The organism is Teredinibacter turnerae T7901, from assembly GCF_000023025.1.
Lineage (GTDB): Bacteria > Pseudomonadota > Gammaproteobacteria > Pseudomonadales > Cellvibrionaceae > Teredinibacter > Teredinibacter turnerae_B.
This window is the reverse complement of record NC_012997.1, coordinates 3602962-3614729: the sequence shown is the minus strand read 5'-3', so window position 1 is coordinate 3614729 and position 11768 is coordinate 3602962. Positions and strand designations below refer to the sequence as shown.

General features: G+C 51.4%; 9 protein-coding genes and 1 tRNA gene. 5 read left to right on the top strand and 5 right to left on the bottom strand.

Going from position 1 to position 11768, the window contains the following annotated elements:
* The first annotated feature begins 16 nt into the window (after positions 1–16).
* From folP to TERTU_RS14410, 5 genes are all read left to right on the top strand, one after another.
* Positions 17–934, top strand: coding sequence for a dihydropteroate synthase (gene folP / locus TERTU_RS14430; protein WP_015820602.1), 918 nt, complete (start codon positions 17–19; stop codon positions 932–934).
* Positions 931–2271 (top strand): phosphoglucosamine mutase, encoded by a 1341-nt coding sequence (glmM, locus tag TERTU_RS14425; RefSeq protein ID WP_015818991.1) that lies wholly within the window; start codon positions 931–933, stop codon positions 2269–2271. The genes folP and glmM overlap by 4 nt, the downstream gene beginning before the upstream one ends.
* Positions 2272–2421: 150 nt before the next feature.
* The gene (gene tpiA, locus TERTU_RS14420) at positions 2422–3162 is read left to right on the top strand and encodes a triose-phosphate isomerase (RefSeq protein WP_015819419.1); all 741 of its coding nucleotides are present in this window, start codon (positions 2422–2424) and stop codon (positions 3160–3162) included.
* A 45-nt stretch (positions 3163–3207) separates the two neighbouring features.
* Complete coding sequence (gene secG / locus TERTU_RS14415; protein ID WP_015819125.1) at positions 3208–3654, top strand: preprotein translocase subunit SecG; 447 nt, start codon at positions 3208–3210, stop codon at positions 3652–3654.
* 8 nt (positions 3655–3662) lie between these two features.
* Positions 3663–3747, top strand: a tRNA-Leu gene (locus TERTU_RS14410).
* A gap of 150 nt (positions 3748–3897) precedes the next feature.
* Here TERTU_RS14410 and TERTU_RS14405 read toward each other — a convergent pair.
* The 5 genes from TERTU_RS14405 to ispA form a co-directional block, all read right to left on the bottom strand.
* Complete coding sequence (locus TERTU_RS14405; RefSeq protein ID WP_015819861.1) at positions 3898–5379, bottom strand: serine hydrolase domain-containing protein; 1482 nt, start codon at positions 5377–5379, stop codon at positions 3898–3900.
* A 279-nt stretch (positions 5380–5658) separates the two neighbouring features.
* Positions 5659–7002 carry a cellulose-binding domain-containing protein gene (locus tag TERTU_RS14400; protein WP_015818849.1) on the bottom strand — a complete coding sequence of 448 codons (1344 nt, stop codon included), beginning with the start codon at positions 7000–7002 and terminating at the stop codon, positions 5659–5661.
* 207 nt (positions 7003–7209) lie between these two features.
* Complete coding sequence (locus TERTU_RS14395) at positions 7210–8379, bottom strand: helix-turn-helix domain-containing protein (RefSeq protein WP_015817640.1); 1170 nt, start codon at positions 8377–8379, stop codon at positions 7210–7212.
* A gap of 290 nt (positions 8380–8669) precedes the next feature.
* Positions 8670–10724, bottom strand: coding sequence for a glycoside hydrolase family 52 protein (locus tag TERTU_RS14390; RefSeq protein ID WP_041590255.1), 2055 nt, complete (start codon positions 10722–10724; stop codon positions 8670–8672).
* A gap of 136 nt (positions 10725–10860) precedes the next feature.
* A complete protein-coding gene (gene ispA, locus TERTU_RS14385; RefSeq protein ID WP_015820636.1) occupies positions 10861–11748 on the bottom strand; it encodes a (2E,6E)-farnesyl diphosphate synthase in 888 nt (295 codons plus the stop codon).
* Positions 11749–11768 lie beyond the last annotated feature (20 nt).

Sequence of the window (11768 nt, the reverse complement as noted above, 5' to 3'; positions counted from 1 at the left end):
GTTGAGGGCAGCCTTTATGGCTGCCTTTTTTGTTTATGAACGGCTTTCTCGTACACGCAATCACTGTAGTTCGACAACCATGATAATCCGCTGCGGTTCGCGCGACCTCGATCTTACTTCGCCCAAAGTCATGGGCATTTTGAATGTGACTCCCGATTCTTTTTTCGATGGTGGGTCTAACTTCGACAACGGCCAGCTTTTTCTCGATAAAACCTTACACGCGGTCGAACAGATGTTGCGTGACGGCGCAGATATTGTGGACATTGGCGGTGAATCGACGCGGCCGGGCGCCGCGAAAGTGTCGGTGGAGGAAGAGTGTCAACGGGTTCTGCCCGTTGTCGCTGCGGTTGCGGAGCGCTTTGACACCATTATCTCGGTCGATACGTCAACTCCCGAGGTGATGCGGCAAGCGGCGCAGTTGGGGGCAGGCATTATCAATGACGTGCGCGCCCTCGAACGGGATGGCGCACTGGCGGCATGCGTGGAGACGGGATTACCTGTTTGCTTGATGCATATGCAGGGTACGCCGCAAACAATGCAGGATAATCCGGATTACAACGATGTGGTCGACGAAGTGTCCCAATATCTACAGGGGCGGGTGGCCGCAGTGGAGACGGCAGCCGGGGGCGCCGCTTGTCAGATTATTCTGGACCCGGGGTTGGGTTTTGGAAAGTCAGACGGGCATAATCTCGCGCTTTTAAACCAGTTGTTGGCGCTATCCGCACTGGGCCACCCAACGCTTGTTGGGGTGTCGCGAAAGTCGATGATTGGCCGCCTTTTGGGGAGGGAGCCGGATCAGAGGCTCGCCGGCAGTCTTGGCTTTGCGATGGCGGCACTGGTGCGAGGCGCATCTATATTACGTGTACACGATGTGGCGGAAACGCGCGATATCGTGGAAGTTTTCAAATTGACCCATTTGGGATCGCAAGAATGACAAGAAAATATTTTGGAACGGACGGTATCCGTGGCCAGGTTGGCCAGGGTGTGATTACCCCGCAATTTTTTATGCAGCTTGGCTGGGCTGTGGGCAAAGTTCTCGCTGAGCGGCATGCGGATGGCGGCGGCCTGGTGCTAATTGGCAAAGATACCCGGATCAGTGGGTATATGTTTGAATCTGCGCTGGAGGCGGGGTTGATTGCTGCGGGTGTTGATGTAGGCCTGCTTGGCCCCATGCCGACCCCAGCGATTGCCTATCTCACGCGTACGTTTCAGGCGAGCGCAGGCATTGTGATTAGTGCGTCACACAATCCATTTCGCGACAATGGCATCAAGCTGTTCAATACCCAGGGTGTGAAACTTGCGGATGATGTGGAAGCCGCGATTGAGCATCAGGTTGATCGACCAATGGTAACTGCAGAGCGGCTCGGTAAGGCGCGACGGGTTCCGGATGCGGAAGGCCGATATATCGAATTCTGCAAGGGTACCTTACCCTGGGGTTTCAGTCTCGCGGGGCTGACTGTTGTTGTGGATTGTGCCAATGGTGCGACTTACAACGTAGCGCCCAAAGTGTTCTCGGAATTGGGCGCGGAAGTCATCGCTATAAGTACCCACCCCGACGGCGAAAATATCAACCTGAATTGCGGTTCTACCAAACTGAATAACCTGCAAAAGCAAGTACTTGAATCTCATGCGGATATCGGGATCGCCTTTGATGGTGACGGCGACCGGGTGCAGTTTGTTGATGAGCGTGGCGAGGTTGTGGATGGCGACCAGCTGCTCTTTATTATCGCGGCGCATAAGCAGCGCCATGGTGGCGGCTGCAGTGGTGTCGTTGGCACCCAGATGAGTAACTTCGGTTTCGAGCTGGCACTTGAAGCGCTAAAAATTCCATTCGAACGTGCCAAGGTCGGTGACCGCTATGTTATCGAAGCGATGAACAATAATGGGTGGAAGCTGGGTGGTGAGTCATCGGGGCACATTGTTTGTGCAGACGTAACGACAACTGGCGACGGTATTATCGCTGCACTACAGGTGTTGCGTGCACTCAACGCGGAAGCTCAAACACTCTATGAGCTTAAGCAGCGGATGCAGAAAATGCCGCAGGTGATGGTTAATGTGCCAGTTAAGCGCAAGTTGAACCTCGAAGAAAACGACATGGTGCAAACGGCAATTGCCGAAGCGGAGCAGCGTATGGAAGGCCAGGGGCGCGTGTTATTGCGGCCATCCGGTACTGAACCGGTGATTCGGGTGATGGTGGAAGGGCAGCAACATGGCATGGTTTCGCAGCTCGCTCATGAACTGGCAGAAGTCGTGGGACGCGCTACGTCCTAAAAAACTTAATTGGAATCAATTAATTGCATAAGAGCGTTGTATCCTTTACGGTTCTCCGCTACTATTTGCGCCCGCTTCGCCCCAGGGCGCGAAAAATTGCTTTGGGATTTTGAGGAATTGTTTTAAAACCAACCAGTTAGGGAAGTCATCATGCGTCGTCCGATCGTAATTGGTAATTGGAAAATGAATGGCGACTATGCCGCCAATCGTGAGTTGCTCACTGGTCTTGTAGAGCAGTGGACAGGAGTACACCAGGCGGAAGTTGCTGTGTGCCCACCGTTCGTCTATCTGGCTCAGGCCGCCGAACTGTTGGAAAACACCAACATTGGTTTTGGTTCTCAGGACATCAGCAAGCAAGCATCCGGTGCTTACACCGGTGAAGTTTCCGGTCCTATGTTGTCCGACGTAGGTTGTCGTTACGCGCTGGTAGGTCACTCCGAGCGTCGCGAATACCATGGCGAAACCTCTCAATTGGTAGCGGAAAAATTCCAGGCTGCACTGGATAACGGTCTCATCCCCGTACTGTGTGTAGGCGAGTCTCTCGAAGACCGCGAGGCTGGTAAAACATTTGATGTGGTCGGTGCCCAGCTGTTGGCCGTTATCGAACACTGTGGCTTGGCCGGTGTTGCCAAAGGCATTATTGCGTATGAGCCTATTTGGGCTATCGGCACTGGCAAAACAGCCACGCCGGAAATGGCGCAGGATGTTCATAGCTACATTCGTGAAGTTATGGGGCCGGAAGGTGATTCAGTGCGTATCTTGTACGGCGGTAGTGTGAAGCCGGATTCCGCTGAAGGTCTGTTTGGTCAAAAAGATATTGACGGTGCTTTGGTAGGCGGTGCCTCCTTGAATGCCGATGACTTTGTCGCTATTTGTCGAGCGGCAGAGTAATAAACGCCGGGATAACCCCAGCGAGTAAAAATTAGAGAGTAACAGATGGAAAACATCCTATTATTAGTGCACCTGTTGACGGCCCTTGCCATCATCGGTTTGATCTTGATGCAGCAAGGTAAGGGTGCAGAGATGGGGGCCTCGTTTGGTGCCGGTGCGTCACAGACGTTATTCGGCTCTGTGGGATCTGGGAACTTTTTCTCCCGTTTAACCGCTATTGCCGCGACTATTTTCTTCGTGACCAGTTTCAGCCTTGCCGTGGTTGCCAAGCACCAGTCGAATGTGGGTGACGACGATCTGGCTTTGCCTGAACTCGAGCAGTTGGAAGATGCGTCTACCGCAACAAATAATGACGATTCTGACGTTCCAGCACTTGAAGTTGAAGGCGCAAATGTGGATACTGCCGCCGCTGATGAAGTGCCTGTGTTAGACACAGAAGAAACAACATCAAGCGACGCTGAGGACGAAGTTCCAGCAGCGCCAGCAGAGTAAAAGTTTTAGCCCAAGTGGTGGAATTGGTAGACACGCTATCTTGAGGGGGTAGTGGCGCAAGCCGTTCCGGTTCAAGTCCGGACTTGGGCACCATCTTAAAAAAGGCCAGCAAATGCTGGCCTTTTTCATTTCTAGTTTGGCTTTTTTACGTTTTCCTGCTTTTTGCAAACATACACCTTAGGCATCCGCCTTACATTCCACTGCCGGAAATCACCGCCTGCCCCTCTGTGATCGAGGCATGGATCATTGCGGCGTACCAAGCCGGTGAATTAATGCTCGGGTTACTTGGCGCAGTGGCGCTATGCCTGCGCTCTGGTTCGAGAGCAATACAACGATATAGCCGTTCTTGGTGAAGATATCCAAATTTGCGCTTATACCGTCAAATCTGCCGCTGTGACCGACAATAGTGGTTTCGGCGGTATCGTCAACTTCGAAGCCAAAACCATAGCCGTGTGCGCCTAGATTGTCGTGAACTTTGAATAGCTTTTCTGTGTTGGCTTCGCTCAACAACTGGTTCGCTAGCAAGGCCTGGGCGAACTGATGTAAATCGTCAACGGTGGAGTATCCCCCACCAGCCGGGCAGCCTCTTACTGGAATACGATACGTATTTTCCTTCCACTGGGTTTTGTCCATTGGGTTGGGAAAATAACCGGTGGCTAAATTCGGGATTGGGTCATCGAGTTCAAAACTGGCGGAATTTACCATCTGTGCTGGTGCGTAAACATGTTGTCGCACATAGTCGAAGTAGTTCTGCCCGCTAATTTTTTCGACCAGCACACCTGCCAACAGCATGCCCGTGTTGCTGTAGTGAAACTGTGTTCCCGGATTGAACTTGAGCGTTTCACTGCGTACCAGCGGTTTGTAGTCCGAAATAGATCTGTAGTGATCTTTAGGGGAGTTCTCGTACGCTTCGTTAAAGTAGCTGCCCAGGCCGGAGATGTGACTGAGCAGGTGCTCTACTTTGATATTTTGTGCGATTTCGGGTGCTAGCCAGCTGCTATCGATAAATTTTTCGATAGTGTCGTCCAGGCTAATTTTCCCCTGTTCGATCAGTTGCATTAATGCCACTGCGGTGAACATTTTATTCATCGAGCCAATATTGTACTTCGTGGTCCTGGTGTTTTTGATCTTGTAACGTTTGTTTGAGAAGCCGACTGAATCGACGAGCAGGGTTTTACTGCCGTTGGCGATTAGGATTGTGCCGGAAAATAATCCCTTGTCCTCAAGCCGTTTGGTGAGCGATTTTATTTCCCGTTTTAACTGGCGATTTGTATTGATCTTTGTGTCGATTGGGACAGTTTTAAAATCCGCATTTATGACGCTTACGCCCGTGATCTGCGTGGGATGATTTTTGGCGAAGTACAAGGTTATTTCAGTCCACAACTCAGTTTTGTCGGAGTGAACAACCGCAGATGCGTGAAAAACATTGTCGCTGAATTCAGGCTGGGAAAACGATGGCCGCTCCAGTTTGCCTTGTTCTGCAAATAATCGACTTAGCGTGGCGTAATGCATCTCAACGGGGTAAACCTCCAGAAATCCCGGGAGGTAGTGAGCGCGAATATAATCTTTTTGTGCCGCTGGATTGTTGGAGTTTACGGCATCGATAAAGCGGCTCAAACTCTCCTGTGAAGAGCGCTCGGCGTCGTTTTGAGCGAAGCACCCCAAAGAAAACGAGATAAAAAATACGCTGAGCGTTGTGGCGATAGTTTTTGCATTTCCGTACATGCGGTGGCTGACTCCTGTCTTGGGCTTTGGCTACAACTATTTTGTTGTGTTGCAGAAACTCGAAAACGGTCCCAGCGCAGGGCGTTTTCCCGTGTCTGGTGGAGAAGGCTTGGTGCTTGTCAAATTGGCGATAATTACTGTTAGGTAGGCGAGCTGTGAAAAACGCGCCGCCATTTGCCATGGGGCAATGTAAGCCCATGAAATACAAGACATTCGCAAATTTATGCCAGTATTCCATGGGCGCAGAACCAAATATCCAACTATCTAATCGACCGCTTATTAGTTACAGCTTCTCAGAAATTGCCAAGAAGCATCGCTGCCGGGGATTGAATTTGTGTACCAATTGGCCTGATATAGATTTCCACTATATATCATTTGGTCGCCAGCGTTGGCGTGGTTGTAGGCTCCCCCAGCCCAGTCTTTCGCGGTCCAGTTCGGGTAGTGATTGAACACCTCGCAACCGTTTCCGCCGTAAGACGATGAACTGGAGGACGAGCTGCTGGATGAGGAGCTACTGGACGAGGAGCTTGTTGAGCTGGAGCTGGTTGAACCATTTGAGCTGCTGGAGCTGGACGAAGATGAACAATTCTGAGGGCCACCATTGCCGGACTGGTTGTTGCAAGTCGTCACACCGATACAGCTAGCGCTGTTTTCCCATCCCCAGCCAACAGTCTGGTTTACACACATAGGATAGATGGAACCATACCAGTTACAGACACAGGCGTTACCACCAGATGAGCTGCTTGATGACGAGGAGCTGGAAGAGCTGGAGCTTGTGCTGCTTGAAGAGGAGTTGCTTGAACTAGAGCTACTTGAACTAGAGCTGCTGGAACTGCTATTAACAGGTGTATCTAGCGGCGGCGTACCGGTGTAGCCTTCGTTGCCTTCTGCGCTCAAGGTTAGTACCAGATATCCATCGCGGGTGGTGACATTTAATGGGGTAAAATCTGCGCGATTCTCAGCGAATGTCCAGTCAGCGGTTTGCCAGCGCACAGTGTTAAAAGAATCGAAGTCGTCCCGCCAGGTGAAATCAAAGCCGTCACCGTTCCAGCTGTAGTACTCGATCCAGTTAACAAACATATGCAGCGGCAGAATGCTATCGTCGAATGCGCCAACCCAACTTTCGCTCGTGGGTGGCCAGAAATTGAATCGGGCTTGCGCGGGGTTGGTGAGGTCATCAGCTTGATCGCCAACGGTTTGTCGAACGAGCTGGTCATCTACAAGCCATCGAACCTGACCTGGGGTCCACTCGATGGTGAATGTGTGGTAGCTGTCTGCAAATGATTCTGGCGCTGTGTGCACCTGCTCGGACGTGATTCTATCGCCCAGCCCAGTAATGATATTGCTCTGCCAGGACGTACCATTGTTTTTGCCAAATATTTCTATATCTACTTCCTCCCAAAACACATCGCTCAATTCCGAGCCGTCTTTCCATAAGAAGAAGTTGGAGATTACGCCGCTGCCTTTAGCTGCCTGTACACGAAAAACATATTTACCGTAGAGTTCAGCATCCGCGGTAAATATTTCGGCGCTTTTATAGGGTTTAGCAATAGATACTTGCGCAAGCGTGCCTAGTACCGCCAGGCCAAACGCAAGCAGTATGGGGTGTATGATATTCTTCACAATTGTCTCCAAAATCAGCCGTTGAAGCTGGTTTGATTTTTATGGTTAATAACAAGATTTGGGGTGTCTGCTCCCGTATTGTTATTTTTATTGGTTTTTCGCGAAGATAAAGCCGCAATTCCTGATTTGAGCAGATTGATAAGTTCAAATAAAAGCAAGTAGTCTCGTGTTCGGAAAATTTCAATTGGCGCTAAAAAATAACTCGTCCTACTTTGCTGAAGAAATATTAAAGGTACATCCTCTGTCCGTTTTCTCATTACTTTTACGGTAGTCGCTGGGGGTGACCTGAACTAATTTCTTAAATAGCCTGTTGAAGGTTGCTGTGCTGTTGAATCCGGAGGCCGCGCCAATTTCACTAATGCTCTGGTGTTTGCAAGTGTCGTCACGCAGCTTTATTTTTGCAGCTTCTACGCGATAGGTGTTGATAAATTCATGAAAGTTTTTCTCAAACTCCTGATTGATAACTGCAGATATATCCCGGCTATTGAGCTTGGTGTACTCCGCAAATCGTTCGAGATTTAGCTGCGGGTTCAAATAGATTTGGTCTGTCAGTACCGCTTTTTCGATGGCGGTTTTTATAGTTGATTTGCCCGGGTCTGGATTTTGGATATTAGTGGCTTTAGTCGCGTTAGCGCCGCTACACAGATCCTTGTCTAGCAAAATTGTCAGCGCGAGAAATAAGGTGAGGTAGTTCCCAACTATTCCCATTAGGTCGGGAAAATTACTCGGAAAGTGTCGTCCAATAAAATGCGTGACTGCGCCCCAACTCCACAGAAACAGGAAACCAACGTATAGCCGAGCATAACGCTGTTGCCTTGTCGCGCTATAGCCAGCCTTTTCGCTGAGGGTGTTATTGTTTGACAGCCAGATAACAGCGGCAAGGGCGTAGATCACGGGCAGCAGTTTGGTGAGGGATACAAATGTGAAGTAGTAAGTATGTGCTTGTTGGTAAAGGTGCAGCTCTAGGAACAGAAAGCGCTGGGTGTCGCTATCAAACCGGAAGCATACGATATACAAATAGGAGATTGATACTGCAAACGGAAGAAGGTGAGCAAGGTGTCGCCAGAGAAATCTACCCGCGTTGGTGGAGCTTTGGATAAGGCTTAATAAAAGTGCTGGCCCGGTGAGCAGTGAGGTGGTGCCTAGCACACAGAACACATAGGGTGCAGCATCGAAAGCCGGGCGACGCAAAGCGTCTGACCAAAATAGCAGCGTGTATCCACAGGCGAGAACATTCAATGTCCAAAAGCCGAGCCATAATCGACGCGCTGGCTTGTTGTCGCTATTGTCTGCTACCTGCCGGATCGCGATCAAACAGAACGCGCTTATACTAAGTATCAGAATCAAGTCATGAATATTAAACAGTAGCGATTTCATTTGCACACCTGTTTATTGCAAAAACGGACACGATTTTCGCTATTGAGAACGATACTGCTGAGAAAGATAAAGTGTCCGTACTTGGTCGGGTTATGATGCTTGAGCTTGCGAAGAAGCGATTAACAATTTCCCGGATCGGGTTGAAACTTCGTGCACATGTTTAGCTTTTATTGTTTTGTCCACGCGCATTATTATAACGATAGCGGGATTCCTGGAGGCTTGGTGTAGTTCACACCGTGTGGTTATTGCCTCGCCAGAATTACTCCACTCTTACTTTTATTCTGCGTGGCTCACAGAGTGCCTTTTGTGGCATCAGAGTGCAGCCAGAGCACATTAGTTACTATCCGAGGGTAGTAAAGACTACCGATAGGCTCTCCAGAGCGAAACTGGTCGCAACACGCGTAATGCGTCGCGCCTTTCTGCTGCCAGGCCACATGTGCAGCGTCCGCAATACTTTCTGCTTCGCCAAAATCGAATTCCAGAATTTGGCTTGCCACAAATTGGCAGAGTGCAATTTTAGACGCCCAGGAGTTGTCCGCAGTGGAAGACAGTTTCCAACCGCCGTCCGGATACAGGCAGAGCCCGTTGCGCAATATGCTGCTGAGGTGTGTTTTTAAGGTATCAATGTAGAAGCCGTAAGGCCCACTACTGGCGGTGGCACTTTGCAAACCCATTACGTGTGGATACACCAGCGCCTCAATGGCGGGAATGATGGCACTCTCATTGTTGTCTTCGAGGATTGCAGGAATATAGCCCAGATCGCTGCGAAACCCGTTGCTGATGGTTTGCGCGGCGAGTGATGCCGCCGCCGCGGACTGCTCCGCCAGTGCGGGGTCCCCAAGGCTGGCGAGCATGTATTCGAGCGCTAGGTAGCTCGCCCACATTTTACCCCCGAGATAGATGTTATTTCTGGCCTGGCCTAAGGAGTGGTCCAGCGAGTCGTAGGTTGTGATTTCACCACCACCCTGAGTGCGGCTCGAGTCGAACCCCATGATGCCATTGCGGGCTGACGGATAAGGGTTGTCGCGGTTTTGCAGGGATTGAAGACAACCGTGAATGATCGCTCGATGACGCTGGATAAACGCAATATCTGAGGTTTGCGCGAAATAAACACCAGTACAGAGCACCCAATTAGTGAGCTGTTCGCAAGTCATATGGGAGAAACACTGCCTGTCCAGACCAGCGACTTCGTAGGCGCTCTGGCCAGTGGGGCTCCAGTGATTCATTACCCCCATATCGTGGGTAAAGGAGATACCGCCGGGGAGCGCGTGATTCGGGTCGGACGCATGAAAAACCGTGTCCTGAAAGCTGTAGTTGCACACAAATTGCTCTAACACGTTGCGTACTGTCCAGGGGTTCATTCGCATTTCGTGAAATAGCATATCGACGGTGAGATCGAAGGTGTTCATCATTAAATACTCACCCTCGTTCACGACCCAAACACTGGCTTGTCCGTCCCATAACCATTGAGTGGACCCATAGTAGCTGCGAGTTGCGTGAGCAATCATAAATTTGCGGTCGTCGCTAAGAGGGCTATCCGCCAGTTCCCGGTTTCGTGCATCCGCTTCAGTCAGATACGCCTGGCGATGTTCTAGGGCGTAGCTCAGGGCTTGAGTGAGCGAAGTAAAATGTCGGGTGTAGTAATAGCGCATTTCCCGGTTATAGGTGGCTACGCCATCGACGAAAAAGCCTAGTGCCACTGAAAGGGTGCGGGTCTCGCCAGCGGGTACCTCTATTTCCAGGCCTGCCGTTGGCCCGAGTAAAAACTCCGGCGACTGATGACGGCGGTTGATGGCTGAGACTGCATCGAAATCGATAAAGCATCGAGCGCCAGGTGTTTGTGTCGCGAAACCGATGGTATCCCGGCTGGTGGCGCCAATCAGATTGCCCCCGGTTCGCGCGCCGAGGCTGCTCCACCGGTGATCAATCGTCAGGCCAAAAATGCCGGTGATAGTACTGGTGGTAGAATTGTTAAACACCACCTCCAGATGTATACAGGGGCAGCAGGCAAAGGCCAGTTGCGCGGGTGTTGCGGTGGCTGGGTCCGGTATTGAAAAGAAGGGGCTATATATTTGCAGAGTGGTGGCACCGCCGGTTATGCGATCGGTACACCAAAGGTAGTCTCTGGTGATGTTCTGCTCGATAGCTACCCGACCACCGCCGCCTTCTTTACCTTCAACATAGCGTTCGGCTTCTGAGTGATTGCTGTCGCCAAAAAGCGGCAACAGGTGAGCCACCTTGTTGGCGTCGACAACACCGACCGTAATTTCTCCTGGATAGGGGCCGCTCAGTTCGATGCCCATGCCGCCCGTTGTGCCGTGCGCGCCGCAAGTAAAGCTCGCCATTGCACCCATCGGGGAGTGGTGGGCATGGAAGGAGGGGGACTTTGGTCGCATAGGAGCCTCCACACAATTATTATTGTTTTGGCAACAATGCGCTTTTACAGGGTGGAACGCAAGGGGTTCAGTTATGGCCCGGTTTCTAGTGGCTGCGGGTCACAATATAGTCGGCCACCCAGCGCAAAGGGTCGGCGCTGCTTGCAAATGATTGGAGGCTGGACAAGGCGGTAGCGTGAAGATCACGGGCTTTTTCCCTTGCCTCCCGCAGCCCTAGCAAGGATACATAAGTCGCTTTCTCGTGCTCAAGATCTGCTCCCTGTCGCTTGCCAAGTGTGGCGGTGTCGGAAATCACATCGAGAATATCGTCTTGAACCTGGAAGGCTAAGCCTATCGCGTCGGCATAGCGGATCAGGCTCTGGGTTTGTTCCTGGCTGGCTTGGACTGATCTCGCACCCATCAGCACTGCTGCGCGGATGAGCGCACCGGTTTTATGCCGATGAATTTTTTCCAGGTGGGAGATAGTAAACGCCTGTTGCAAACCCTCGGATTCCATATCGATCATCTGCCCGGCCACCATACCTTTGTCGCCGCTGGCCAGCGCCAGTGTCCGTATCATGGCAACTGCGGTCGCTGGATCTTCGATGGTACTGAGTTTTTCGAACGCCAGTGTTTGCAGCCCGTCCCCCGCCAAAATGGCAGTGGCTTCGTCAAATGCAATATGGCAGGTGGGTTTGCCGCGGCGTAAGTCGTCGTTATCCATCGCCGGTAAATCATCGTGGATCAACGAGTAAGCGTGGATACACTCCACCGCCCCGGCCCCCGCTAGAGTCGCCTCATTCGGTACTGACACCGCCCGCGCTGCCGCATATACCAGCGTAGGGCGGATGCGCTTGCCGCCATTCATCAGGCTGTACCGCATTGCTTCGGTCACCCGGGGGGCGACCGCGTCGGCGGGGTGGGTCCAGCCTTCCAGGCATCTATTTACCTGTAGACTGGTGTCGTTGATAAATTCCTGGAGGGCTGGATTCATGAGCTGATGTTGTCGGTAAG